The organism is Variovorax paradoxus (assembly GCF_009498455.1).
Classification (GTDB): Bacteria; Pseudomonadota; Gammaproteobacteria; order Burkholderiales; family Burkholderiaceae_C; genus Variovorax; species Variovorax paradoxus_H.
In genome coordinates this window covers 135,994-162,190 of record NZ_CP045644.1, presented here as the reverse complement: position 1 = coordinate 162,190, position 26,197 = coordinate 135,994, and the positions used below count along the sequence as shown (strand labels likewise).

General features: G+C 68.3%; 15 protein-coding genes and 1 tRNA gene. 11 read left to right on the top strand and 5 right to left on the bottom strand.

Annotated elements, in window-relative coordinates; genetic code table 11:
- The first annotated feature begins 156 nt into the window (after nt 1–156).
- The 6 genes from petA (at nt 157) to GFK26_RS00680 (ending at nt 4,501) form a co-directional block, all read left to right on the top strand.
- A complete protein-coding gene (petA, locus tag GFK26_RS00705) occupies nt 157–774 on the top strand; it encodes a ubiquinol-cytochrome c reductase iron-sulfur subunit (RefSeq protein ID WP_153280416.1) in 618 nt (205 codons plus the stop codon).
- Between the two features lie 14 nt (nt 775–788).
- Nucleotides 789–2,225 (top strand): cytochrome b, encoded by a 1,437-nt coding sequence (locus GFK26_RS00700; protein ID WP_153280415.1) that lies wholly within the window; start codon nt 789–791, stop codon nt 2,223–2,225.
- 36 nt (nt 2,226–2,261) lie between these two features.
- On the top strand, nt 2,262–3,038 hold the full coding sequence (locus tag GFK26_RS00695; RefSeq protein WP_153280414.1) for a cytochrome c1: 777 nt from the start codon (nt 2,262–2,264) through the stop codon (nt 3,036–3,038).
- A 96-nt stretch (nt 3,039–3,134) separates the two neighbouring features.
- Nucleotides 3,135–3,746: a glutathione S-transferase N-terminal domain-containing protein gene (locus GFK26_RS00690; RefSeq protein WP_056572661.1), complete on the top strand. Its 612-nt coding sequence runs from the start codon at nt 3,135–3,137 to the stop codon at nt 3,744–3,746.
- Between the two features lie 41 nt (nt 3,747–3,787).
- The gene (locus GFK26_RS00685; protein ID WP_153280413.1) at nt 3,788–4,366 is read left to right on the top strand and encodes a ClpXP protease specificity-enhancing factor; all 579 of its coding nucleotides are present in this window, start codon (nt 3,788–3,790) and stop codon (nt 4,364–4,366) included.
- A 59-nt stretch (nt 4,367–4,425) separates the two neighbouring features.
- A tRNA-Thr gene (locus GFK26_RS00680) sits at nt 4,426–4,501 on the top strand.
- Nucleotides 4,502–4,572: 71 nt separating this feature from the next.
- Here the strand turns inward: GFK26_RS00680 and GFK26_RS00675 are convergent.
- Genes GFK26_RS00675 through GFK26_RS00655 form a run of 5 tightly spaced genes read right to left on the bottom strand, consistent with a single transcriptional unit; the run spans nt 4,573 to nt 10,676 of the window.
- The gene (locus tag GFK26_RS00675; RefSeq protein ID WP_153280412.1) at nt 4,573–5,901 is read right to left on the bottom strand and encodes a four-carbon acid sugar kinase family protein; all 1,329 of its coding nucleotides are present in this window, start codon (nt 5,899–5,901) and stop codon (nt 4,573–4,575) included.
- The gene (locus GFK26_RS00670; RefSeq protein WP_153285803.1) at nt 5,898–7,166 is read right to left on the bottom strand and encodes a ribulose-bisphosphate carboxylase large subunit family protein; all 1,269 of its coding nucleotides are present in this window, start codon (nt 7,164–7,166) and stop codon (nt 5,898–5,900) included. The genes GFK26_RS00675 and GFK26_RS00670 overlap by 4 nt, the downstream gene beginning before the upstream one ends.
- Nucleotides 7,167–7,168: 2 nt before the next feature.
- Entirely contained in the window at nt 7,169–7,708 is a 540-nt protein-coding gene (locus GFK26_RS00665) for a VOC family protein (RefSeq protein WP_101490957.1), read from the bottom strand.
- Between the two features lie 37 nt (nt 7,709–7,745).
- Nucleotides 7,746–9,641, bottom strand: coding sequence for a TRAP transporter large permease subunit (locus GFK26_RS00660; RefSeq protein ID WP_153280411.1), 1,896 nt, complete (start codon nt 9,639–9,641; stop codon nt 7,746–7,748).
- Nucleotides 9,642–9,647: 6 nt separating this feature from the next.
- A complete protein-coding gene (locus GFK26_RS00655) occupies nt 9,648–10,676 on the bottom strand; it encodes a TRAP transporter substrate-binding protein (RefSeq protein WP_153280410.1) in 1,029 nt (342 codons plus the stop codon).
- A 125-nt stretch (nt 10,677–10,801) separates the two neighbouring features.
- Here GFK26_RS00655 and GFK26_RS00650 point away from each other — a divergent pair, with 125 nt between their 5' ends.
- The 5 genes from GFK26_RS00650 (at nt 10,802) to GFK26_RS00630 (ending at nt 26,154) form a co-directional block, all read left to right on the top strand.
- Nucleotides 10,802–11,857 (top strand): LacI family DNA-binding transcriptional regulator, encoded by a 1,056-nt coding sequence (locus GFK26_RS00650; protein ID WP_101490954.1) that lies wholly within the window; start codon nt 10,802–10,804, stop codon nt 11,855–11,857.
- A 365-nt stretch (nt 11,858–12,222) separates the two neighbouring features.
- Nucleotides 12,223–12,900: an STN domain-containing protein gene (locus GFK26_RS00645; protein ID WP_153280409.1), complete on the top strand. Its 678-nt coding sequence runs from the start codon at nt 12,223–12,225 to the stop codon at nt 12,898–12,900.
- A gap of 2 nt (nt 12,901–12,902) precedes the next feature.
- Complete coding sequence (locus GFK26_RS00640) at nt 12,903–13,424, top strand: RNA polymerase sigma factor (protein ID WP_153280408.1); 522 nt, start codon at nt 12,903–12,905, stop codon at nt 13,422–13,424.
- 78 nt (nt 13,425–13,502) lie between these two features.
- Complete coding sequence (locus tag GFK26_RS00635) at nt 13,503–14,555, top strand: FecR family protein (RefSeq protein ID WP_153280407.1); 1,053 nt, start codon at nt 13,503–13,505, stop codon at nt 14,553–14,555.
- A gap of 244 nt (nt 14,556–14,799) precedes the next feature.
- Nucleotides 14,800–26,154 carry a filamentous haemagglutinin family protein gene (locus tag GFK26_RS00630; protein ID WP_153280406.1) on the top strand — a complete coding sequence of 3,785 codons (11,355 nt, stop codon included), beginning with the start codon at nt 14,800–14,802 and terminating at the stop codon, nt 26,152–26,154.
- Nucleotides 26,155–26,197 lie beyond the last annotated feature (43 nt).

Here is a 26,197-nt window from a genome sequence, read left to right as displayed (position 1 = left end):
TGCGAGTCGCTGCCCGCTGTCGCGCACGCGCTGCGGCGCCGTGCGGACGCGCGGCAATCGTTGAAAAACCCTTTTGCGCCCCGCTACAATCTCGGGTTGACCTTGCTGTGGCAAAGGTCAGCCCCTGCTCCAGCGAAGAAGACTTAGAGGATCCCCATGAGTGACATGACCTCCGGCTCGCCCCGGATCGACACAAGCAAGCGGACGTGGTTGATCGCATCCAGCTGTGCCGGCGTAGCGGGCGGCGTGGCCACCGCAATCCCATTTGTGAGCACATTCCAGCCGTCCGAAAAGGCAAAAGCCGCGGGCGCCGCGGTCGAAGTGGACATCTCGGCCCTCAAGGTCGGCGAAAAAATCACCGTCGAATGGCGCGGCAAGCCGGTCTGGATTCTCAAGCGCACCCCTGACCAGGTTGCCGAACTCGCCAAGCTCGATGGCCAGCTCGCCGACCCGCTCTCCAAGCGCCACCCCGACGAATTCACGCCCAAGTACGCACAGAACGGCCACCGTTCGATCAAGCCCGATGTGCTGGTCGTGGTCGGCATCTGTACTCACCTCGGCTGCTCGCCGGTCGACCGCCTGCAGGCCGGCCCGCAACCTTCGCTGCCGAACGACTGGGAAGGCGGCTTCCTCTGCCCTTGCCACGGTTCCACGTTCGACCTCGCCGGTCGCGTCTTCAAGAACAAGCCCGCTCCCGACAACCTTCCTGTGCCTCCGCACATGTACCTGTCCGACACGCGCCTGCTCATCGGCGACGACAGCAAGAAGGCCTGAGGGAGACCACGAACATGGCTGAATTTCACGAAGTTTCCCCCAACGCCCCCGCAGGCGAGAAGCTGCTCAACTGGGTCGACAACCGCTTCCCGCTGACCAAGCTCTGGAACGACCAGTGGGGCAAGTACTACGCACCGAAGAATTTCAACTTCTGGTACATCTTCGGCTCGCTCGCGATGCTGGTCCTCGTGATCCAGATCGTGACCGGCATCTTCCTCGTGATGCACTACAAGCCCGACGCGAACCAAGCGTTCGCATCGGTCGAGTACATCATGCGCGACGTGCCGTGGGGCTGGCTCATCCGTTACATCCACTCGACGGGCGCCTCGGCGTTCTTCATCGTGGTGTACCTGCATATGTTCCGCGGCCTCATGTACGGCAGCTACCGCAAGCCGCGCGAGCTGATCTGGGTGTTCGGTTGCGCGATCTTCCTGTGCCTGATGGCCGAAGCCTTCATGGGCTACCTGCTGCCCTGGGGCCAGATGTCGTACTGGGGCGCCCAGGTCATCGTGAACCTGTTCGCTGCCATCCCGTTCATCGGTCCTGATCTGGCTCTGCTGATCCGCGGTGACTACGTGGTGAGCGACGCCACGCTGAACCGCTTCTTCAGCTTCCACGTCATCGCCGTACCGCTGGTGCTGCTCGGCCTCGTGGTGGCCCACCTGATCGCGCTGCACGAAGTGGGTTCCAACAACCCCGACGGCATCGAGATCAAGGCCAATCGCGGTCCTGACGGCCATCCGGTCGACGGCATCCCGTCGCACCCGTACTACACGGTGCACGACATCTTCGGCGTGGTGGTGTTCCTCACGATCTTCTCGGCCGTGATCTTCTTCGCGCCTGAAGCCGGTGGGTACTTCCTGGAGTACAACAACTTCATTCCGGCCGATTCGCTGAAGACGCCGAACCACATCGCGCCGGTCTGGTACTTCACGCCGTTCTATTCGATGCTGCGCGCCACCACCGACGACATGGTCAACGTGTTCGCACTGATCATCGCGGCGGCCGCCATCTGGAACTTCGTCAAGGGCAAGTCGGGCATGGGCCTCAAGATTGCCGCCATCGTCGTGGCTGCCGTCGTGATCTTCCTGCTCAAGACCTTCGACGCCAAGTTCTGGGGCGTGGTCATCATGGGCGGCTCGGTCATCATCCTGTTCTTCCTGCCGTGGCTCGACCACAGCGAAGTCAAGTCGATCCGCTACCGTCCGAGCTGGCACAAGTATGTCTACGGCGTGTTCGTGTTCCTGTTCCTGATCCTGGGCTACCTGGGCATCCAGGCACCTGGTGTCTGGGGCAACCTGGTCATCGGCTCGTTCGCCCTGGACATCGCCCAGACCATCTCGCAGATCGGCACGCTCTTCTACTTCGGCTTCTTCCTGCTGATGCCGTGGTGGAGCAGCAAGGGTGAATTCAAGACCGTGCCCGAGCGCGTGGTCTTCGCCGCCCATTGATGCGCGAGAAGTGCAAGAGAGCTTGAGAGAAACACGATGAAGAAAAGAATTTCCGGCTGGCTCGCTGTCATGGGTCTGGCTCTGGGCCTGACCTTCTCCGCGACCGCATCCGCCGAATCCGGCGGTCTGGCGTGGGACAAGTCGCCCAACAAGACCACCGACGTGGCGGCACTGCAGAACGGCGCCAAGCTGTTCGTCAACTACTGCCTCAACTGCCACTCAGCCGCCTTCATGCGCTACAACCGCCTGCAGGACATCGGCATCAGCGAGCAGCAGATCAAGGACAACCTTCTGTTCACGACCGACAAGGTCGGCGAAACCATGAAGGCCAACATCGACGCCCGCCAGGCCAAGGAATGGTTCGGCACCACGCCGCCCGACCTGACGCTCGTCGCACGTTCGCGCGCCGGCCACGGCGGCACGGGCCCCGACTACCTGTACACCTTCCTGCGCAGTTTCTACCGCGACGACACCAAGGCCACCGGCTGGAACAACCTGCTGTTCCCGAGCGTCGCCATGCCGAACCCGCTGTGGGAACTGCAGGGCGAGCGCCTGCCGATCTATACCAAGGTCGAGCAGCATGGCCATGCAACTGACGTGTTCTCGGGCAAGTGGGAGCAAGTGACCCCGGGCACGCTGACCCCGGTGCAGTTCGACAGCGCAGTGGGCGACCTCGTCGGCTACCTGCAGTGGATGGCCGAACCTGCGCAGAACACCCGTGTGCGCATCGGCGTCTGGGTGCTGCTGTTCCTGGCCATGTCGGTGGTTTTCGTATGGCGACTGAACGCCTCGTACTGGAAAGACGTCAAGTAATTTCCGTTCACGCCGATCGGGCGCCTCGTGCGTCCGGTCCCACAGAGTGGGTTGCCCAGGCGACCCACTCTTTTTGATTTTTAGGAGTCTCTCGCCATGATGGTCTTGTATTCAGGAACGACCTGCCCCTTCTCCCACCGTTGCCGCTTCGTGTTGTTCGAAAAGGGCATGGATTTCGAGATCCGCGACGTCGATCTCTACAACAAGCCCGAAGACATCAGCGTGATGAATCCGTACGGCCAGGTGCCGATCCTGGTCGAGCGCGACCTGATCCTGTACGAGTCGAACATCATCAACGAGTACATCGACGAGCGCTTTCCGCATCCGCAACTGATGCCCGGCGACCCGGTCGACCGCGCCCGCGTGCGCCTGTTCCTGCTCAACTTCGAGAAGGAACTGTTCGTGCATGTGGCCACGCTCGAGAACCGCACCACCAAAGGCAACGACAAGGCCATCGAAAAGGCACGCTCGCACATCCGCGACCGCCTCACGCAGCTCGCGCCCGTGTTCCTCAAGAACAAGTACATGCTGGGCGACAACTTCTCGATGCTCGACGTGGCCATCGCGCCGCTGCTGTGGCGTCTCGACTACTACGGCATCGACCTCAGCAAGAACGCGGCACCGCTGCTGAAGTACGCCGAGCGCATCTTCTCGCGCCCGGCCTACATCGAAGCGCTGACCCCGTCTGAAAAGGTCATGCGCAAGTAAGTAAGCTGCGTGCTTGCTTTCCTCGTAATTCGCCGTCCTTCATGATCAACGCGCTCGAGTCCTCTTCCACCCGCCCGTACCTCATCCGGGCGCTGTACGAGTGGTGCACCGACAACGGGTTCACGCCCTATGTCGCGGTGTTGGTCGACGACACCGTCCAGGTGCCGCGCGAGTACGTGAAGAACGGCGAGATCGTGCTGAACATCAGCTTCGACGCGACCAGCTCGCTGAAGCTGGGCAACGACTTCATCGAGTTCAAGGCCCGCTTCGCAGGCACGGCGCGCGAGATCAGCGTGCCGGTCGGCCGCGTGATCGCGATCTACGCCCGTGAAAACGGCCAGGGCATGGCGTTTCCGGCACCGGTGCCGGCTGCCACGTTGGACGATGGTGGAACCGACGCTGCCACGAATGCTGCCTCCCCGGCCAGTGCGTCGCGCATGCCGCTGCGCGATGCCTCGCGCGGCACCGAAGGCGACGCCAACAAGGTGTTCCATCTGGTGACGGGCGAGGACGATGACGAGGCGGTCGATACCGGCTCGGAGCCGGCCGACCCGACCGACGAGCCGCCGCGTCCACCGGCCGGCGGTGGCGCCAGGCCGTCGCTGAAGCGCGTCAAGTGACCACGCGGTCGGCCCCAAAGCCGGCCGCTTAGAATCTTCTCCAACACTGTTTTCTTTCAGCCGCTTTAGCTCAATTGGTAGAGCACCCGCCTTGTAAGCGGAAGGTCGTCAGTTCGATTCCGACAAGCGGCACCAGACAAAAAGCCCGACAACGTCCTGCGTTGTCGGGCTTTTTCTTTGTCCTGGGAGGGGAGTGCGGCGCCAGCCTAGGACGAGCCGTGCACCAGGCGCTCGAACACGTCGTCCGAGCCCATCTGCCCGCCCTTCAGCATGATCTCCAGGCCGTCGAGCGCCGCCTCGTCGCTGTGCACGCGGCACAACGACGTGCCTGCGCCGAGGTCCGCCACGTACGAAAGCCCCCAGGCGTCGAGCGCCTGCACGGCATGGCTCGAGGTGTCGCCGCCGGCAATGCCCACGCGTTGCAGCGGCACGATGGCCAGCACGCGGGCCAGGAGTTCGCCACCGGCGCGCGCGAGGGCCTGGGCATCGATGCTGGGCGCCAGCGGCAACGGATCGAGCGGACGGGTGCAGGCCAGCACGTTGCGGCCGTTGGCGAGCCCGTTCGCGATGTTTCGTGCATGACGTTCCAGCGTGGCGGCGTCCCTCTGCGCCATCGCTGACGCGTCGAGCCACACGGTATCGAAGGACCGTGCCGCGGCGACCTGCCGGGCTGTGACAGGCGACAGGCTTCCCGCAAGCACAAGCACCGGACCTGGCGCGGGCGTCACGACCCGCTGCGCGAGCTCAGCGCCGTTGCGTGAGCCCAGCGCGGGAGCCAGCGCGTCGACCACGCTGCTCGGTCCTACCGCGAGCAAGGTGTTGCGCTGTGCCCGCGCCCACAGCACCTGGCCGATGGTCGCGAGCTGCGCGGCATCGACCACGTCGAACAGCACGGCGTCAGGTGACGTAGCGGGTGAGGGCGGTTGAAGCGCGCGTTGCAGCGTAGCGTCGAGTGCCGCACTACCTTTCGACGCCGCCGTGAAAGGCATGGAATGCACGTCGGCCAGCCCTTGCTCGGCCAGATGCCGCCGCAAGTCCGCCTCGTGCATCGGCGTCACAGGGTGCCGGCTCATCGTCGGATGGCGGTCGATGCGGAACACTTCGCCGCCCGCGCCTGCCGCCGCGAACAGGTTGCCGAACAGGCAATGCCGACCCAGGTTGGGTTGCCCGCCGACGATCGCAGTCCAAGGCGCTTCGACCGCACTGCGCAAGGCGCGCACCGCAGCGCCGATCGAGCCGATGTGCGGTGCGCTGTCGAAGGTCGAGCAGGTCTTGTAGTGCAGCACGCGCGCGCCGAGCGAGCGGAACAGCGCAGCGACGGGTGCCAGTTCGACCTGCATCTCATCCGGCGTCATGGCGCGCGCTGCGCCCGCGATGCCCAGCACATCGAGCGGGCCCACGCGCTCGAGCCGCGCGGCATCGGGCGTCTTCAGGAACAGCAGGGCACGCAGGCCTGCGCGGGCCGCGGTGCCGAGCGTGTCGGTCGCGCCCGTGAAATCGTCGCCGTAGTAGACGACAGCCGGGGCCTGCGTCATGGCTTGCCGAAGAAGGCGAGGGCGCGCTCGAGTTCGGGCGCGTGCTTCGCGGCGTCTTTCAGCGCCGTGCCCGCGCGCGCGGCCGTCCACGCCTGGCGGATGCTCGTCACGCCGGCCTCGGCGCCGTCGGGATGCGCGAGGATGCCGCCGCCCGCCATGAAGAGCAGGTCGTCGCTGCCGATGGCGGCCCAGGTGGCGGGCACGGTGCCCGCCCACTGGCCCGACGAAAAGGCGGGCATCACGCGGTCGTCCGCCGCGTCGGTGAGCGGCGTGAAGCAGTCGCGCGCCGATTCGATGACCTCGCTGTCGGGCTGCGAGAACTTGCCCTGCAGGCCGTGCACGTGCATGTGGTCCACGCCCGCGAGGCGCCAGAGCGTCTGATACGCCTGGAACGAAATGCCCAGCAGCGGATGCCGCGACAGCGCTCCGTAGCCGTTGCGGTGGCCGTGCAGCGCAAGGCCCGTGTGGCGCCGCAGCGTCTGGATGCCCGAGTGCCCGCACCAGTTGAGACTGGCCATCACGCAGGAGCCGCCTTCGCGCTCCACGAGATCGGCATGGCGCTTCATCGCGTCGGTTTCGTCGGTGATGTTGAAGGCCACCATCACGTGCTTGCCGGTGCGCTCCTGGTGCGCACGCACGACCGCCATCACGGCGGGGACGCGCTCTGCGAGCGGCGCATGCGCGGGGTCGGCGCAGACCTCGTCGTCCTTGATGAAATCGACGCCCGCGGCGCAGAGCCGTTCAACGAGTGCGGCAGTCTCCGCGGCGGAGAGCCCCACGTTCGGCTTGATGATCGTGCCGACCAGCGCGCCGCTCGCCACACCCGTGGCGTGCCGCGTGCCCGCGATGCCGACGCGCGGCATCTCGAACTGCGCGCGATAGGCCGACGGCACCTGCAGCGATTCGAGCCGCAGCCCCGTCACTTCGCCCAAGTCGTAAAGATTGCCCGAGACGGTCGCTGCAAGCGTCGGCAAGTTGGCGCCGATGTTCGCGATGGGAAACGAGATGTCGACATGCGCACGCCGCCACGGCCCACGCGTTCCCTTGCGCTCCAGCAGCGCGTTCGGCAGGCTCGGCGATGCAACGGGTTCCAGTTCGGAGATCGCCTCGACCGTCGCACGCGCACGTTCGCGCAGCGCATCGGTCTCGCCCTCGACCCGCGTGAAGGTGCCACACGATTGCTCGCCGGCCATCACCTCGGCGACGGCCGCCGGGTCCACCGGCGTCTCGATCAGGTAGCGCGCGCGGATGCGTTCGGCCACCATCGTCACAGCTTGCTCAGGTCGGGGAAGGGCCGCACGGGCTCGCTGCCGTCCCAGCCCTCGGAGGCGCTGCGGATCAGGTCGAACATCTTGCCCTTGGGCCCCGCCACTTCGGACAGTTCGATCACCGTGCCCGGGTGGTACTCGGTGTCGAAATAGATGAAGCGGCCGCGCTCGCCCACTTCGCCGCTCATCACGGGCTTGAAGCCCTGCGCGGTGAGGCGCGCGAGGTCGGCGTCGTAGTCGGCGGTCCAGTAGGCGACGTGCTGCAGTCCGGTGCGCCCGGCCTGGAGGAAGTCGCGGTACATCGAGGGCACGTCGTTGCGCGTCTGGATCAGCTCGACCTGCACGTAGCCCGAATTGGCCAGCGCCACCGAGTTGTGCGGCTCGTGTGCTTCACCGTTGTAGCGGTAGTTCTTGATGGGCACCTTGGGGTTGTAGAACCACGGGCCCACGCCCAGCGTGGTGCTCCAGTAGTCCATGGCGGCTTCGATGTCGTGCACGACATAGCCCAGCTGGCGGATCTCGCCGAGGAATCGACTCATTGCAATTGGCTCCGGTGATGTGAGTGTGTTGTTGTGGTCAGAACTTGAGGAAGCCGGTCGAGAACCACGGGAAGGCGGCCACGACGATGAGGCCCACCAGCATCGCGGCGATGTAGCCCCAGATGTGGCGGATGCCCTCGTCGGGGTTGACCTTGCTCACGGCGCACGCGCCGTAGTAGCCGACGCCGAAGGGCGGCGCGAAGAGGCCGATGCCCATCGAGAAGATCACGACCATCGCGTAGTGCACCTCGTGCACGCCCGCGGCCTTGGCGATGGGAAAGAGGAGCGGTCCGAACAGCACGATGGCCGGAATGCCCTCGAGCACGCTGCCCAGCACGATGAACGCGACGATCGATACAGCGAGGAAGCCATACGCGCCGCCTGGCAGCGCGCCCATGATGCGCGCCAGGTCCTGCGAGAAGCCCGACTGCGTGAGGCCCCAGGCCATCGCCGTGGCGCAGCCGACGATGAAGATGATCGCGCCCGAGAGCGAGGCGGTGTCGATCAGCATCGGCTTCAGCCGCTTCCAGTCGAACTGCCGATAGACGAAGAGCCCGACCAGCGCCGAATACACGATGCCGATGGTCGACACCTCGGTGGCCGTGGCCACGCCCTCGACCACCGCGGCGCGGATCACGAAGGGCAGCAGCACCGCGGGCAGCGCGACCATCAGCAGCTTGCCGATCTCGCGCTTGCTGTAGCGCTGCACGCCGCTCAGATCTTCGCGGCGGTAGCGCCACCACACGACCACGCACAGCGCTATGCCCAGGACCACGGCTGGCAGCAGGCCGCCTGTGAACAGCGCCGCAATCGAGATGCCCGTGACCGAGCCGATGGTGATGAGCACGATCGACGGCGGAATGGTCTCGGTTTGCGCGCCGGTGGCCGAAAGCAGCGCCACGAGGTCGCCGGGCTTGGCGCCGCGCTTGACCATCTCGGGGAACAGCACGGGCGCAATGGCCGCCATGTCGGCGATCTTGGAGCCCGAGATGCCCGACACCAGGTACATCGCGCCGATCAGCACATACGAGAGGCCGCCGCGCACATGGCCCAGCAGGCTCGCGAGGAACTGGATCATGGCGCGCGCCATGCCCGTCATTTCGATGAGCGCGCCCAGGAAGATGAAGAGCGGCACCGCGAGCAGGATGAGGTGCGACATGCCTTCATCGAGCCGCCCCACCATCACCAGCAGCGGCGTGCGCGTGGTGAGCGCGAGGTAGCCGAAGGTGGCGAGCGCGAACGAGAACGCGATGGGCACGCCCGAGAGTACGGTGGCGGCCACCACGACCACGAAGAAGATCACGAGGTTGAACTTGCCGAGCGTCGCGAACAGCGGCGCCGCGAGCCAGAAGATGCCGACCAGCGCGGCCATGCCGAGCACCGCGACGGCTATCTGCCTGCCCGTGCATACGCGCAGCAGCCGCAGCAGTGCCATCACCAGCATGATGCCGATGCCCGCTGGAATGGCCGCGGCGCGCCAGGCGTTGCTGATCTCCAGCGCGGGCGTGACGATGAACGACTCTTCGTGCGCGTAGTCGATCGACGGCCAGACGATCAGCACGAGGAACGCGATCGATGCGGCGATGGCGAACGCATCGAGCATGGCGCGCGTCGACGGCTTCACCTTCTGCAGCAGCGCCGTCATGCGCATGTGCTCGCCGCGCCGCAGCGCCACCACGGCGCCCAGCATCGAAAGCCAGAGAAAGAGGATCGACGCGAGCTCGTCCGACCACACCAGCGGTGCATGGAACACATAGCGCGACACCACGCCCGCGAACAGCACGCAGATTTCGGCCAGCACCAGCAGCGCCGCCAAGGCCTCGACGGCGCCGCCGATCACGCGGTCGGCGCGCCCGGCGATGCCGCTCAGTGCGTTGGCCGAAGAGCCGGCACCGACGAACGGCGCCGCTTCGAAAGTCGATTCATGCACCATGGCCGCTCAAGCCAGCTTGCCGACGGTGCCTTCGAGCAGCGCCCAGGCCTCGGGACCGAAGCGGCCCTTCCACTCGCCGTAGAAGCCCGATTCGCGCAGCTTGGCGCGGAAGCTGTCGGCCGTGGGGCGGTTGATGGTGAGGCCCTTGGCCTGCAGGTCGCCGACCACCGAGTCGTTGAGCTTCTTGATGTCTTCGCGCTGCTGCATGCCGGCGTCGTTGATGGCGCGCGCGACGATGGTCTTCAGGTCGGCGGGCAAGGCGTCCCATGCGCGGCCGTTGGCAATGAACCAGTAGCCGTCCCAGATGTGATTCGTGAGCGAGCAGAACTTCTGCACCTCGAAGAGCTTGGCGACCTGGATGATCGGCAGCGGGTTTTCTTGCGCATCGACGATCTTCGTTTGCAGCGCGGAATACACCTCGCTGAACTGCAGGCTCGCGGGCGCGGCGCCCAGGCCCTTGAACATCGAGATCGACAGCGGGCTCACCGGCACGCGGATCTTCAGGCCGTCCATGTCCTTGGCGTTCGCGACGGCCGCCTTGCTGCTCGTGGTCTGGCGAAAGCCGTTGTCCCACATCTTCTCGAAGGCATAGAGGCGCGACTTGGCGATGGCGCCGCGCACGTGCGCGCCGACCTTGCCGTCCATCGCGGCCCACACCTGGCTGTAGTCGTTGAACGCAAAGCCCACCGCGTTGATGGCCGCCACGGGCACGAGCGTGGCGATGACGAGTGCCGAGGGCGTGAAGAACTCGATGCCGCCCGAGCGCACCTGCGCGAGCATGTCGGTGTCGCCGCCCAGCTGGTTGTTCGGGAAGATCTTGATCTCGACCCGGCCCTTGGTTTCCTTGGCGATGCGGTCCGCGGCTTCCTGCGCGCGGATGTTCAGCGGATGGCTCAGCGGCAGGTTGTTGCCGTACTTGTACGAGAACTCCGCGGCGCGCGCGATGCGCGGCACGGCCGACACGATGCCGGCGGCGGGGAGGGCGGAAAGCGTGCGCAGTGCACTGCGGCGGTTCAGGCGAGTGAGCGAGGTCATGTCTTTTGTCTCCAGGATCTTCGGAATGCGCTTGATGCAATCTGATGCATCGGTGGATTCGGGCCACAGCGAAGATAAAAGGATGCATCATCCGGGTCAAACTCGATCCTGATGGTTTTTGATGTATGCGGGATAACCCTTCACCTCCTTCCGATGCACGCCGCGCGCGCGTGGTCGACATCGCGCGCGCGGCGCAGGTGTCGACCGCCACGGTCGATCGCGTGCTCAACCGCCGCCCCGGCGTGCGCGACGCCACGGTGCAGCGCGTGCTCAAGGCAGCTGGCGAGCTCGACTACCTGCCGGGCCCCGAGCTCTATGCGGCGCTGACACCGCCGCCGCTGCGGCTCGTGTTCCTGCTGCCCGCGGGCACCAACCGCTTCATCCGCATGCTGGGCGACATGGTGGGTTACTCGCAGGAGCACTGGGCGCCGTTCAACGTGCAGTGCCGTACGGTGTTCATCGAGAGCTTCAATCCGCATGAGCTGGCGGACGCATTGCGCAAGCACGGCCAGCGTTGCGACGGCATCGCGATGATGGCGCTCGAGCATCCGGCGGTGCGCGAGGCGGTGGCCGCGCTCGCCGCGCGCGGGCTGCCGGTGGTCACGCTGATCTCGGACCTGTCGAACTCCGAGCGCGCCGCGTTCGTGGGGCTCGACAACCGCGCGGCCGGTCGCACCGCGGGCTACCTCATCGGCCGCTTCATCGGCGCGCGCGCCGCGAAGGTCGCGCTCATCGCGGGCAGCCTGAGCTACAAGGCGCACGAGGAGCGCGAAGCCGGCTTTTTGCACGTCATCGATGAGATGTTCCCGAAGCTCGAGGTCGTGGGCCTGCGCGAAGGCCAGGACGACGCGGCCAAGAACTACCGCCAGACCCGCGCGCTGCTGGAGCAGCACCCCGACATGGGTGGCATCTACAACATCGGCGGCGCGTCAGACGGCGTGGCGCGCGCGCTGAAGGAAGCAGGGCGCGAGCAGAAGGTCGTCTTCATCGGCCACGGCCTCACGCCCGACACCCGCGCCCTCTTGATCGACGGCAGCATGGACGCGGTGATCACGCAGAGCCCGCACACCACGCTGATGAGCTGCGTGCGCATCTTCACCAACCTGCGCGACAAGCGCGAGGCGCTCAGCGGCGTGGAGACCACGCGCAGCCAGGTGATCTTTCGCGAGAACCTTCCGTAAATACGGCACCTGGCTGCGGCGAGGCGGATGCCGAGTCCCACGAGTTCAGTGTTGCTCAGTGCCAGTCTTGGCTGCACTTCTGCCTCCTCTCGCCAGCGGGCCATTGGCATCGCCGAAAGATGCGATGGGCGTAACAAAAGCGTCACCGGCCGATGCGACCATGCGCTGTTACCTCAAGGTGCAAGTCTTTGCCGGCTCGACGCGTTCCCCCTTCCACACCATTTCCCGCAGCCTGGCTGCGGGCGTGATGGCGTGCGCGGGAATGCGACAGGGTGCGACAACCGGCCATGGGGTTGTTTGGCGCGCCTGGCGTGTTGACGCGTCGCCGCCCCGCGCGATGGGGGCTGTGTTGCATGGCTGCATGGATGTCGATCGTTCCCGCGCATGTCGCCCTTGCAGCCGATGACATCGGCCGCCCGCCGCCTCCCGACGAGCCGCGCGTGACGCTTCATTCCAACCCTGTCGAACCGCAGTTCGACTTCGACCTGCCGATCCAGCCGCTTGCGTCCGCACTGAACCGCTTCGCCGATGTGTCGGGCCGCGCTGCGCTGTTCAGCAGCACGCTGGTGGCCGGCCGCACGGCGGCGCCGGTGCAGGGTCGCCTCACGCCGCGCGATGCCTTGCAGCGCCTGCTCGAAGGCACCGGTCTCGCGATGGAAGAAGTGAGCGCGGGCCGCGTCAACGCCTTCGTGCTGAAGCCGCTCGGCGCGCAGGCCGAGGCGGCGGCCGGTGTCCGCGCGCGGCTGGAGCGCTACGACGGCCTGGTGCAGGCCCGCGTGTGGGATGCGCTGTGCGCCGATCCGCGCACGGCGCAGGGCGACTACCGCTCGCTGCTGCGCTTTCGTGTCGATGCGGCGGGCCGTGTGCACCGCGCGCAGCTGCTCGGCAGCACCGGCGACACGCGTCGCGATGCCGTGCTGGTGGCCACGCTGGAGCGCGTGCGCATCGACCGGCCGCCGCCCGACATGAAGCAGCCGCTGGCCATGCTGATCCTGCCGGCGCAGGCGGGTGGGCCGTCCTGCGAAGACGCGGCAAGGCCATAGCCGTGTCCGAAGAAGTCCGACTGGTTCTGCTCGACTTCCTGTCGCAACGCTACGGCGAGCTGAAGCGCCGCCTGACGCGTCTGCTGGGCAGTGACGATCTGGCGGGCGATGCCCTGCAAGACACCTGGCTGCGGTTGCGTCGGCTGGAAGACCAGGGGCCGGTGCAGCACCCGCGTGCGTTCCTGCTGCGCATGGCCGTCAACATTGCCGTGAACAACCTGCGCAGCCAGAGCCGCATCGTGCCGCGCAGCGAGGTCGATGCGCTGCTGGATGTGGCCGACACCGCGCCGGGGCCGGCCGAGATCGCCGAGGCGCGCTCGGAAATGGCGGCGCTCTACAAGGTGATCGCGCGCATGCCGAAGCGCCGCCGCGACATCCTCGTGCTGGTGCGCTGGCAGGGCTTGCCGCAGAAGGACGTGGCCGAGAGGCTGGGCGTTTCGCTGCACACGGTCGAGCATGAGCTGAAGCGAGCGCACGATTTCTGCACGGCCCAAATGGGCCGTCAGATGGACCCAAAAAAATAGTTGGAGGATTTGCGCTGTGCCAGTTGTCTTGAACAGGAGGAGTTCCGCACCCCGGTGCGGCGCGGCCTCGTGAACACCATGTCCTCCATCCCCCCAACGCCTCCGATGCCGGCCGACGAACGCGGCCATGCCGTGCCCGACGCGCTGCGGGAAGAAGCGCGCATCTGGCTGGGCCGACTGGCGCTGGCCGAGGTGACGCAGATGGACATGCAGGCCTTCAAGCGCTGGCAGCACACCAGCGCCGCGCACCAGGCGGCCTTCGACGAGGCGAAGCATCAGTGGCATGCGATGAAGCTGGCCATCGACCAGGGCCTGCGCGCCGATCCGAAGGCGGCGGCGCGCTACCGGCAACTGGCGCAGGGCACCCCGCGCGCCGCGCAGCCGGGCCGCCGCGCCTTCCTGGGCGCGGCCATGAGCGCGGCCGCGGTCGCCGGCGTGGCGGTGGTGGCTTATCCGCCGCTCGGCCTCTGGCCCGCGCCGGGCGCATGGGGCGCAGACGAACGCACCGCCACGGGCGAGCAGCGAACGCTCGGTTTCGCCCACCACGTCCGCGTGACGCTGAACACGCAGACCCGCGTGCGCCGCGAAACGTCGGTCCATGGAGAAACCACGGGCATCGACCTGCTCGCGGGCGAAGTCGCCATCGACCTGCAAGCGATGCAAGAGGGCGCGAGCCCGTCCTTCGTCGTGACCGCGGGCGCGGGCCGCAGCGGCGCGCAAGGCGCCTCCCGCTTCCAGGTGCGACACCTTCAAGGCAGCAAGGTGTGCGTGACCTGCATCGAAGGCTCGGTGCAGGTGGCGCATGCAGCGGGGCACAAGCTGTTGCAGGCGCGGCAGCAGACGGTGTACGACGCCACGTCGCTCGGTGGCGTGCAGGCCGTCGAACCGGCGGACCTGTCGGCCTGGCGCAAGGGCGAGCTGGTGTTCAGGCAGACGCCGCTGGCGCAGGTGCTCGATGAAATCAACCGCTACCGGCCCGGCCGCGTGGTGCTGATGGCCGATGCGCGGCGCGACAGCGCCGTCAGCGGGCGCTTCTCCATCGCCGTGCTCGACGAGGCGCTGCTGCAGATCCAGCACTCGTTCGACCTGCGCGCGCGCGCGTTGCCCGGCGGGTTGCTGATCCTGAGCTGAAGGCCGCGACTTCTGCTTTCGCGTGGCATTCGCGTGACGACCGAATGACTGCCGCGTGACTCTCGCGAAACCACGCACCGCCCGTGCGCGGCGGTCAAAAAATGTTGGCGGAATCCGGCGGCGTCCGGTGTCTTGGCAGTAACGGGTTTTTCGTCGCGCCGCATTGCTTTTCTTGTCTTGCACTGCGGCCCTTTGATGTGAAGCCCTTCCAGAACATCGAACCAATCATTGGCGGGAACTTCACATGAGCACGGGCATGCGCGGGAACGGGGATCGACGACAGGGGAATTTCAAGCTGGCGCCCATTGCGCGCGCCATGGCGCTGATGCTGGTGGCCAGCGGCATGGCCGGCCACGCGCAGGCGCAGCGCGCCTTCAGCGGCGCATGGTTCAACGCCAAGGGCTCGGCGCAGAGCACGGCCGCGCTCACGGGCTACCTGCCCAACGGCCAGCCCGCGTCGAGCCTCACCAATCCGGTGGCGCGGCAGAAGGCCGACAACCCGCAGTGGCAGCGCTCCATCAACAACCTGAACCTGGCCGCGCAGACCATCGCGGCGCAACAGTCGGCGCAAGCCGCGGCGCGGCAGGCGGCACAGAACGACGGCTCGGTGCCCGACGGTCTCGCCGAAGGCGGCCTGAAGGTCGATACGAACAGCCTGACCGCCGGTTGGGCCAACGCCAATGCACCGGTGCAGAGCGCGGCCAGTGGCAAGACCCAGGTGAAGATCGAACAGACGGCGGACAAGGCGATCCTGAACTGGGAAACCTTCAACGTCGGTCGCAACACCGTCGTGCAGTTCGACCAGCGCGCGGGCGCCAAACCCGACGGCACCAACACCTGGATCGCGCTGAACCGCATCAACGACCCGAGCGGCAAACCCAGTCAGATCGCGGGGCAGATCAAGGCCGACGGGTCGGTGTATCTCGTCAACCGCAACGGCATCGTCTTCACCGGCAACAGCCAGGTGAACACGCGCACGCTGGTGGCGTCGAGCCTGAGCCTGTCGGACACGCAGTTCAAGCTCGGCATCAACAACGGCCAGAGCCATTCCTACCAGGGCAACGACGCGAGCATTCCGCAGTTCGGCGACTTCAGTCCGTTCAAGCCGGAGATCTTTGCCGACGCCGGATTCAAGCCCGGCAACGGCACACGGCCCGACCGGATGGGCGGCGTGGACCGCTTCAGTCCGGGTGCGCCGCCCGGCGAGGTGCGGGTCGATGCGGGCGCGCGGCTGGCGGTGGACGCGGGCGGCAAGCTCATGCTGTTCGGGCCCAAGGTGCGCAACGCGGGCCACCTGTCGGCGCCCGACGGGCAGGTCATCATGGCGGCGGGCGAGAACGTCTACCTGAAGACACCGATCGGCAACGACCCGAACGGCGTGCGCGGGCTGGACGTGGCGGCATCGGCCGCGCCGGGCTGGGCCTTCAATTTCGGGCAGGTGCTCAGCGCCCATGCGCTGACACCGGCGTACGCCGACGCCGCCTACATGGCAGGGGTGCGCGACGTGGTGCTGCCCGAGATGGCCGCGCGCGCCGCGCAGGTCGGCTACGAAGTGGCCAACACCGGTATCGTGCAGTCCGACCGGGGCAACATCACGCTGCAGGGCCGCGACGTGCGCCAGAGCGGTGTGCTGACGGCGACCACGGCACTGAACAACCGCAACGGCTCGATCGTGATGCGTGCCTGGGGTCAGGGCGCGCGGGCCTACACGGGTGACATGGACGACCTGATGAACTGGTCGGCCGGCACGCTCACCCTGGGGCCGAACAGCGTGACGCAGGTGCTGCCAGATGCCAGCGACAGGTCGGAGATCGAGGCCAGCGCGCTCGTCACGCGCTACAAGCCGGGACGCATCGAGATGTTCGGCAACCTCATCGACGCCCAGCCGCGTGCGGGCGTGATCGTGCCTTCGGGAACCATCCACATGGAGACGGCGGCCAACCCCATCTTCACGCAGTTGCCCTACTACAAGGGCAACCTGCGCGACGGAAGCCGCATCTACCTGGACAGCGAGGCCTTCCTGAGCGTGGCGGGCGTGCAGGACATCCTGCTGCCGATGTCGCGCAACTTCATCGAGGCCGACCTGCGCATCAACGAACTGCGCGACTCGCCGCTGCTGGTGAACTCGTGGGTGCGCGGCAAGAAGGTGATGGTCGACCGGCGTGCCAACGGCGTGTTTGCGGGCGGCCCCATGAGCGGCGTGGAATGGGTGCTGGGCAGCGACGGCAAGACCTACATCCCGGGCGCCTGGGTTGGCACGCCGCTGGGCGACATGACGGGCTGGATCGGCGTCGGCAAGACCGACCTGCAGGAGTTGTCGGCCGAGGCCGGAAAGATCACGCTGCGCGCGGGCGGCGCCGTCATCACGCGGGCTGGTTCGCTGCTCGACGTGGCGGGCGGCTCGGTGCGCTATGCCGACGGCCGCAACACCAGCACCAAGCTGATGGGCGCCGACGGCCGTGTCTACGGCATGCAGCAGGCCATGCCCGACATGGACTACGTGGGCATTGCCGGCCAGTACCTGCAGAACCACGCGCGCTGGGGCGTGAAGACCACGTGGCGCAATCCACTGATCGGCGCCGACATGCCCGAGGCCGGCTACACCGAAGGCCGCAAGGCCGGCGCGATCCAGATCTTCGCGGGCGACGCGATGGTGCTCGAGGGCGACTACTGGGGCGGCAGCCTGGTCGGCGAACGCCAGCAGATGCAGCCCACGAAGAACCTGGGCGGCGAACTGCAACTGGGCAACGGCACCAAGGACGACCGGCCCTGGTGGGTCGGCCAGCTGGTCGTGAGCCGCGACCCGCGCCGCCTGGTCGCGGGCTTCGATGCGCAGTCGGCGCTGGGCGACGATTTCCGCGTGCCGCCGGTGCCCGATTCGGGCATCAAGGAGCCCGGCAAGCTGACTTACCTGTCCGACGAAGTGCTCAACCGCTCGGGCATGGGGCGCCTGCTGTTCAACGTCTCGGGCGACTTCATCCTCGAATCCGGCGCGGTGCTGAACCTGGCGCCGGGCAGCACCTTCCAGGCGAGCGGTGGCGAGGCCGCCACCGTCAACCTCCAGGTCGACGGCACCATCCGCGCACCCGGTGGCCAGATCGCGCTGGACTCGGTCAACGGGGCGCTCGCATTCGGCGCGGCCAGCGCGCTCGATGTGCGGGGCCAGTGGATCAATGCCTGGCGCGATGGCTCGGCGCCCGCGCAGTGGGCCTTGGACGGCGGCAGGCTGGCGCTGAGCGCGGCCAAGCTCGCGATCGATCCCGGCGTCGTGCTCGACGTGTCCGGCGGCGGACGGGTCGATGCCGGCAAGCAGGGCCTGCCGAAGCTGCGCGTAGGCAACGGCGGCACCGTCGCGCTGGGCGGCGTGACGCCGCAGGCCGACATGGCGGCGCTCGACATCCGCGGCTACGCGGCCGGTTCGGCCGCGCGCTTCGAACTCGGCACCTTGTCGCCGGTGCAGATCGGCGGCATGGCACCCGATGCAAAGACCGTGGTGCTGCCCGAGGCGCTTTACAGCGAGCGCGGCTTCGGCGCGGTGGCTGTGAACGTGGGCGACAAGTCGGGCATCGCCATCGCCGAAGGTGCCAGCGTGATGCGCCCCGCGGCGAGCATCGACCTGGCGACGTTCCCCTACCGCGACGTCGCCAGCGGTACCACGCTGGCACAGGTCGCGCCGGTCGGAGTGCTGCGGCCGGAAGAGCGGCTGGCGCGCAAGCCCGCGTCGCTCGAACTCGGCACGGTCGAAGGCCCCATCGAAGTGGGCGCCGGTGCGGTCGTGCGTGCCGACACCGGAGGCAGGCTGGTCATGTCCGCGGGAGGCCCCGCCAGCAAGATGAGCATCAAGGGCACGCTGGAGGCGCCGGCCGGGCGCATCGAACTGGGCGCGGCCGACCTCACGCTCGAAGCGGGCGCGCAATTGCTGGCGCGCGGCGTGCCGGTGAATCATGCCGATTCGCGCGGCACGCTGAAAGGCCAGGTGCTGGCCGGCGGAGAGGTTTCTTTGCTGGGCGGCGATGCGCTCCAACTGCAGCCCGGCGCGCGCATCGATGTGTCCGGCGCTTCCGGCGAAATCCAGATCCCCGTCGCGGGTCCGCGGCTGGGTCCGGTGGGCTGGGAAAACGTGGCGCTGTCCAGCGACGGCGGCGCGATTTTGCTCAAGGGCGGCAGCCGCGGCACGATGCGCGTGGCCGCCGACCTGCAGGGCCGCAGCGGCGGCGCGGGCGCATCGGGCGGCTCGCTCACCATCGTCGATTCGAGCGAAGGTCCGCCCGCCAAGCCGGGCGGCGTGACGGTGCCCACCACGCTGTACTGGCGCGACCCGGTCACCAACAGGGTCATGAGCAAGCTCTTCAGCCAGGTGCCCGACCTCGACCTGTTCGACGAGTACAGCAAAACGCCCCTGAAGTTCACGACGCAGATGCGCTCGGCCATCTCCAGCCTGCCGGGCGTGGTGGGCGGCGGCATGGAGATCGTCAACGACCTCGATGCACCCGAGGTCTCGGGCGTGGTCCGGCCCTGGGAGGCCAACCTCACCATCAGCCCGATCGTGCTCGACCTGCTGGCGCGCCATTTCTATACGAGCGCGGCGCTGACCACGCATGTGCTGGTGCCCGACGTGAAGACGCAATCGACCTCGCGCGTCCTGGCCGGGTCCATTTCGCAAGGCGGCTTCGATGCCGTGTCGCTGAATGCGTCCAAAGGCATCTCGCTGGCCGACGGCGTGCACGTGAAGGCCGGCCGCAGCCTGTCGCTTGCCACGCCCAGGCTGGGCAACGGCGGCGGACTCGGCAGCGCACAGCTGTCGGCGGCGCACATTTCGCTCGATGCGCTGTCGCCTTTTGCATCGACCGGGTGGACCGACCCCGCGGCGCTCGGCGGGCAACTCACCTTGTCCGCCGCGCTGATCGACATCGGCAGGGCCGCGCCCGAAGGCACGGCCGGCATGCGCATCGCCGGCTTCGGCCGCACCGTGCTGCAGGCCGACGACATCCGGCTCGGCGGCGCGCTGCCCGCGACGTTCACGCCCGCCACATCGCTGCAGGTCAACTTCGATGTCGACGGCCAGCTGGTCATGAAGGCCGGCCAGGTCTACCCGTCCACCGCGATGACGGCGGTGGTGCGCGCCGGTGAGTCGATCGCCATCGAGCGGCTGGGCGATGCGGGCCCGCCCGCACTGTCGGCCGGCGGCACGCTGCGCCTGGAGGCTCCGGTGATCGCACAGAACGGCGTGCTGCGCGCGCCGCTCGGACAGATCGAACTCAACGCCGGCAAGAGCCTGGCGCTGGGCAGCGACAGCATCACCTCGGTGAGCGGCAGCGGCCTGACCGTGCCCTACGGCACGCTGTCCAACAACGAGCACTGGCTCGATCCGTCGCGCCGGCGCGACGACGGCAGTCCTTCCGACAGCGCGCTGGTCGCGCCGCCCGAAAAGCGCATCACCATGAAGGCGCCCGACGTGGCGCTGGCCAAGGGCGCGGTGGTCGACATCTCGGGCGGCGGCGACATGTACGCATGGGAATTCGTACCCGGCCCCGGCGGCTCGCACGACGTGCTGTCGATGCCCGGCACCTACGCCATCCTGCCGGGGCGCACCGGCACGGCGCCGGCCAGCGCCATCGAGGCCGGCCAGCGCATCTGGCTGTCCGGCGGCCCGGGCCTAGCCGCCGGCTGGTACGACCTGCTGCCCGCGCGCTATGCGCTGCTGCCCGGCGCGATGGCGGTGCAGTCCACCGGCACCGCGTGGGCCGGCCCGGCAAAGACCGGCTTCAAGGCACCCGACGGCGGCATCGTCATGCAGGGCAAGACCGGCAACGCCTATGGCGGCACGCAGCAGGCCACCGCCTCCGCGTGGCGCGTGATGTCGGGCGACACGCTGCGCCGCTACAGCGAATACAACGAGGCCTTTTCCAACGACTTCTTCGCGTCGGAAGCTTTCAAGCTCACGCAGTACCGCCTGACGGGCCAGCGTGTGGTCACGCCGCGGCTGGCGCGCGACGGCGGCGCGGTGGTGTTCGACGCCACCGAGCGCCTGCTGCTGGACGGCACGCTGCGCTCGCAGCCCGACACGGGCGGGCGCGGCGGGCTGCTCGACATCGCGGGCAAGAAGATCGCCATCGTCGGCGCCGGGCAGGACGCCGGGACGCTGCGCGGTGACGGCTACCTGGTGATCGACTCTGCCGCGTTGTCGAACTTCGGCGCCGGCAGCCTGCTGGTCGGCGGCACGCGCAAGGGCGATCCGCTGGGCGTGGGGCTGAATGTGACGGCCAGCGACATCGTGGTGCGCAACGACGCGGGCTCGGCGCTGTACGGCCCCGAGATCATCCTGGCCGCGAGCGGGCAGGTGGCCGTCGACGCGGGCAGCGTGGTGAGCGCGCGCGGCACCGGCGCCAGCACCGTGGGCGACCTGATCATGGCGCCACAGCAGCGCGAGGTGTACGACACCAAAGGCACCCCCGCCACCGACGACGACGTGCTGACGACACCGGCACGCGACTGGGGCGCGCTGGTGCGCGTGGCCAACGGCAACGTGGCGAAGGTGCTGCGCCAGAACGTCGACACCACCACCGGCGGCCTGGTCCGCATCGGCGCCGGCGCCGAAGTGAACGGCGGCGCAGCGCTGCTGCTGGACGCCACGCGCAACACCGAACTGGCCAGCTCGGCGCGCATTGCCGGCACCGACCTGTCAGTGGCCTCGGGCCGCATCGGCTTCGGCGGCGGCAGCGAAGGCATGGTGCTCGACGAAGGCGCGCTGGCGCAGCTGGCGAACTCGCAGCGCCTCACGCTGCGCAGCTATTCGAGCTTCGACTTCTACAAGTCGCTCGACCTCGGCGCCGCGGGCCTGGCCTCGCTGACGCTCGACGGCGCGCGGCTCGCCGGCGCGGGCGGCGACGTCGTGCTGCGCGGCGACACCATCGCCTTGATGAACAGCGGCGGCACGGCCACCGCTGCGGGCGGTACCGGAATGGGCATGGGCACGGGCGGCCTGACGCTGGATGCCGGCACGCTGGTGCTGGGGATGGGGCAGAAGACCCTGTCGGGCTTCGGTGCGATCTCGCTGCACGGGCGCAACCGCACCCTCGGCGAGGGCAACGGCGGCATTGACGCCGGCGACTCGGCGCTGACGCTGACCACGCCGTTGCTGACCGGCCGCGGTGGCGCGGCGCAATCGATCGTCACGCGCGGCGCGCTGCAGGTGCTGCGCGCTCAAGGCGACGGCGCGGCGGACCAGGGCCTGCAGGACAGCCTGGGCACGCGCCTGAGCCTGGGCGGCGGCAGCGTGCTGTTCGGCAGCCGCGCCGTGGCACTGGGCGGCGCCGTGGACATGACGGCCTCGGCCGGCAGCGTGGTGCTGGCCAACGGCGCGCAGATCGACGTGGGCGGTTTCGCCAAGAATTTCTTCGACGTGACCGCGTATGCCGATGCGGGCCGCATCAACCTGTCGGCCGTGGGCGGCGATGTGCGGCTGGACGCGGGCAGCGCGCTCCACCTTGCCGCGCACGCGGACGGAGGCAACGCCGGCACGCTGGCGCTGGCGGCATCGAACGGCGGCACCGTGGTGCTCGACGGCCGTGTCGCGGCGCAGGCGGGCAACGGCGGCAAGGCCGGGGCCTTCTCGCTGGACATCGCCACGCTCGGCGACTTCGCGGGTTTCAACCAGCGGTTGAACGACGCGGGCTTCTACCGCTCGCGCCAGTTCCGCATCCGCCAGGGCGACGTGACGCTCGACGGTGCCACCACGGTGGAAGACTTCGGTCTCACTGCGGACCACGGCAGGGTGAACATCACGGGCCGCATCGACGCACGCGCGGCCTACGGCGGAGCGATCCGCGTCACCGGCGGCAACGGCGTGTCGATGCAGGACGGCGCACAGCTGCTGGCCGGTGCCACCGGCACGCTGGGCAGCGGCCGTGTCACGCTCGAGGCGACGGGCGGTTCGCTCGACCTGCGCGGCGGCACCATCGATGTGGCCGGTGCTGACGGCGGCAAGGTGCGCCTGCGCGCGCGCCAGAACGCGACCCACGACGACCTGGCCGCAGTGGCCGTGAAGACCGGCATCGTCGGTGCGCGCTCGGCCGTGCTCGAAGGCGTGGCCGTGTACGAAAACCAGACCTCGGTCGATGCCATCAAAAGCACGGCGATCGCCGATGCGAGCACTTTCGCCAACCGCGGCGGCGCCATCGCCGGCCGGCTGGGCCTGGGCTCGGGCCTGCGCGTGATGCCCGGCATTGAGATCAGCAGCACCGGCGACCTGGCGATGGGCAGCGACTGGAACCTGTTCACCGATTTCGCCAACGCCCGCGAAGGCAGCCTCACGCTGCGCGCGGCCGGCAACCTGCTGATCGACGGCCACCTGAGCGATGGCTTCAATGCGGCCGACCGCACCGGCACGCTGCAGGAGGCCGCGTCATGGAACCTGCGGTTGGTTGCCGGCGGCGACATGGGCTCGGCCCATGCACTGGCGCTCAAGCCGCTGGCCGGGCAGGCGGCGGGCAGCGGCACGGTCCGCATCGGCAGCGCCGACACCGACCCCGATGCGGCCGTCGACAGCGGCGCGGGCAAGCTGGTGCGCACCGGCACCGGCGACCTCGAAGTGCGCGCGGGGCGCGACCTGAAGCTGGCGCACAAGGATTCGGTGATCTACACCGCGGGCCGCAAGGACACCACCACCTGGAGCGACTTCAGCAGCGCGCCCGCCAATGCCGCCTACGGCGTGGCGGGCGGCAACCTGGACATCGTGGCGCAGGGCGGCATCGAGGCCCAGCCCTCGGGACAGCGCTTCACCGAGTGGCTCAACCGGCAGGGCAACGTCAACGCCGACCGCGTGTTCGGCCCGTACCACGACGGCGCGACCAACTGCAACAACGGCGTTTGCGCACCGAACATCCGCCCGATCGAGCAGGCGAGCTGGTGGGTCAACCACGGCGAGTTCAGGCAGGGCGTGGCCGCCTTCGGCGGCGGCAACGTGAACGTGAGCGCCGGCGGCGACCTCGGCAACCTGGTGGTGGCGCTGACCAGCAACATGCGCATGCGCGGCGGGCGCAGCGTCGGCGAGGCCATGAACATGGAGGTGCGCAACGGCGGCGCGATGACGGTCGAGGCCGGCGGCGCGATCCGCGGCGGCCAGTACTACATCGGGCGCGGCACGGGCGAGATCCGGGCCGGCGAAACCACCACGGGCCACACGGTGACCGTGACGAAGACGGACGCGCAGAACGTGGGCGTCTCGAAGGCCTTCGCCGTGGCGCCGGTGCTGGCGCTGGGCGACGCCACGCTGAGCCTGCGCACCGCCGGCGACCTGCGCCTGCAAGCGGTGGTCGATCCGTTGCTCGTGCGCTATGGCAACGGCATGACGCCCGACGGACGGCTGCTCGACCATGGCGCCTACATGACGGGCTATTCGCAGCGCAGCGGCCTGAGCCTGGTCTCGACCGGTGGCGACATCACGCTGGTCAACCAGGCCGACTTCATCTTCCGCGACGTGGTGTTGCGCCCTCAGACGACGGCCGAAAACGGCCTCGTCGGCTACGGTGGCAACCGCTACCCGGCACGCCTGCATGCGACGGCCATGAACGGCAGCCTGCAGGTCCAGGGGGCGATGTACGTCATGCCCGCCGCGACCAACGACGTGCAGTTGATGGCGCAGCGCGACGTGCGCTTCAACAGCCAGGACGCCGCATTGCTGAAGACCTGGGCGGGCCATGAGAACGACGCGGAAATCGTCATGTCGTACGCCACGTTGCCGATGGTGCCATCGCCCTTCCTGCCAGCGGGTGCGGGCGGCTACGCCCACCAGATCGTCAACATGGACACAGTGCTGCGCAACCCGCTGTCGCCGGGGACGTACCTCGGGGCCCCGTACTTCACCGACGTGGGCAATCCCGACGTGCCGACGTTGATCGACGATCGTGCGCCGAGCCGCGTCCATGCCGCGCAAGGTTCGATCCTGGGCGCCAACATCGTTGCCAACGAGCAGACCTGGCTGCGCGCCGGCACCGACATCCGCGGCATCCAGATGAATGCGCGCAACGTGCACTCCGACGACACGACGCTGCTGGAAGCAGGCAATGACATCATCGCGGCGGCGCTGGTGCGCCGCGGATTGAGCCCGGCCCACTACGGCTCCGGCAGCATCAAGCTGCAGGGCGCCGGCTCGCTGGTGCTGGCGGCGGGACGCGATGTCTATGCCAACGACTTGCGCGTCATGACGCTGGGCAACCAGCAGTACGACGCCGCCGACAACCGCCCGATCCCGAAGACCCAGGTCCACGGGCTGTCCGAGCAGGGGGCCACCATCACGGTGATGGCCGGCATGAACCACGCGCCGGCCTACGAGGCCTTCGCCGGCGCCTACCTCGACCCGTCGAAGGTCGCGGCCATGCCCGACCACCTGAAGACGCGCGGCGCTGACGGCAGCACGCTGCCGCTGTACCTGGTCGACGGCACCGAGATGCGGGCCGGCCAAGAAAAGGTGACACGCCGCGGCCTGGTGTCGTACATGAAGGACATGACCGGCGAAGCGCTGGCGCCCCTGGCCGCGTGGCAGCGCTTCCAGGCACTGCCGCAGCTCGCGCAGCAGCAGTTCCTGCGCCAGATCTACATGCTGGAACTGCGCGATGCCGGCCGCGACCAGAACGAACCCGGCGTGGACGACCTGCCGCGCAACGGCGGCTACAACCGCGGCTACACCGCCATCGAAACCCTGTTCCCGGGCGACCAGTGGAAGGGCAACGTCGCGGCCAACCTGATGATGCTGCGCACCATGGCCGGCGGCGACATCAACGTGCTGACGCCGGGCGGCGGCCTGCAGGTGGCGGCGCTGGGCACCAAGGTGCCCGACGGCCACGGGCTGGTGACGCTGGGCTCGGGCCATATCAACGTGTTCGCCAGAAACGACGTGACCGTGAACCGCTCGCGCATCCTGTCGTTCGTGCCCGAAGCCACCTCGCGCGGCAGCGACCAGATCATCTGGTCGAGCAAGGGCGACATCGACGCCGGCCGCGGCTCCAAGACCGTGCGTGTGCCCTCGGCGCCCGAAGTGGTGACCGACCTGGACGGCAACACCATCGTGCGCGAGAAGTCCGACATGAGCGGCAGCGGCATCGGCACCGTGGGCGATGGCGACGTCGACCTAGTGGCGCCGGGGGGCGTGGTCAACGCCGGCGATGCGGGCGTGCGCGTGGCAGGCAACCTGAACATCGCGGCGTTGCAGGTGCTCAACGCCGACAACATCCAGGTCAAGGGCGAGTCGAAGGGCATTCCGGTGGTGGCGGCGGTGAACGTGGGCGCGCTCACCAATGCCAGCGCTGCAGCCTCGCAGGCGGCGATGGCCGCGCAGGACGCGGTGCAGCGCGACCGCGCCTCAAGCCGCCAGGCGCTGCCCTCGGTCTTCACCGTGCGGGTGCTCGGCTTCGGCAACGATGCGGCCGAGCGCGGCGGCGCGCTGTCGCCTTCCGGTGCACCGGATGCGCGGCCGCCGGGCGTGGCCAGCCACGACCCGAACCACCGCGTGCAGGTCATCGGTCACGGGCAAAGCCTCAAGCCGGAACAGCTGGCGCGGCTGACCGAAGCCGAGCGCCGCCGCTTGCAGCAGCCCGACTAGACCCGCCACCGGGGCACCACAAGGTGCGGCTTCTCCTCGCGTG

What these genes read in the sequence shown, in the direction of transcription:
- petA (WP_153280416.1), top strand. Translation starts at nt 157, where the DNA reads ATGAGTGACATGACCTCCGGCTCGCCCCGGATCGACACAAGCAAGCGG.
- GFK26_RS00700 (WP_153280415.1), top strand. Translation starts at nt 789, where the DNA reads ATGGCTGAATTTCACGAAGTTTCCCCCAACGCCCCCGCAGGCGAGAAG.
- GFK26_RS00695 (WP_153280414.1), top strand. Translation starts at nt 2,262, where the DNA reads ATGAAGAAAAGAATTTCCGGCTGGCTCGCTGTCATGGGTCTGGCTCTG.
- GFK26_RS00690 (WP_056572661.1), top strand. Translation starts at nt 3,135, where the DNA reads ATGATGGTCTTGTATTCAGGAACGACCTGCCCCTTCTCCCACCGTTGC.
- GFK26_RS00685 (WP_153280413.1), top strand. Translation starts at nt 3,788, where the DNA reads ATGATCAACGCGCTCGAGTCCTCTTCCACCCGCCCGTACCTCATCCGG.
- GFK26_RS00675 (WP_153280412.1), bottom strand. Translation starts at nt 5,901, where the DNA reads ATGACGCAGGCCCCGGCTGTCGTCTACTACGGCGACGATTTCACGGGC.
- GFK26_RS00670 (WP_153285803.1), bottom strand. Translation starts at nt 7,166, where the DNA reads ATGGTGGCCGAACGCATCCGCGCGCGCTACCTGATCGAGACGCCGGTG.
- GFK26_RS00665 (WP_101490957.1), bottom strand. Translation starts at nt 7,708, where the DNA reads ATGAGTCGATTCCTCGGCGAGATCCGCCAGCTGGGCTATGTCGTGCAC.
- GFK26_RS00660 (WP_153280411.1), bottom strand. Translation starts at nt 9,641, where the DNA reads ATGGTGCATGAATCGACTTTCGAAGCGGCGCCGTTCGTCGGTGCCGGC.
- GFK26_RS00655 (WP_153280410.1), bottom strand. Translation starts at nt 10,676, where the DNA reads ATGACCTCGCTCACTCGCCTGAACCGCCGCAGTGCACTGCGCACGCTT.
- GFK26_RS00650 (WP_101490954.1), top strand. Translation starts at nt 10,802, where the DNA reads ATGCGGGATAACCCTTCACCTCCTTCCGATGCACGCCGCGCGCGCGTG.
- GFK26_RS00645 (WP_153280409.1), top strand. Translation starts at nt 12,223, where the DNA reads ATGTCGATCGTTCCCGCGCATGTCGCCCTTGCAGCCGATGACATCGGC.
- GFK26_RS00635 (WP_153280407.1), top strand. Translation starts at nt 13,503, where the DNA reads ATGTCCTCCATCCCCCCAACGCCTCCGATGCCGGCCGACGAACGCGGC.
- GFK26_RS00630 (WP_153280406.1), top strand. Translation starts at nt 14,800, where the DNA reads ATGAGCACGGGCATGCGCGGGAACGGGGATCGACGACAGGGGAATTTC.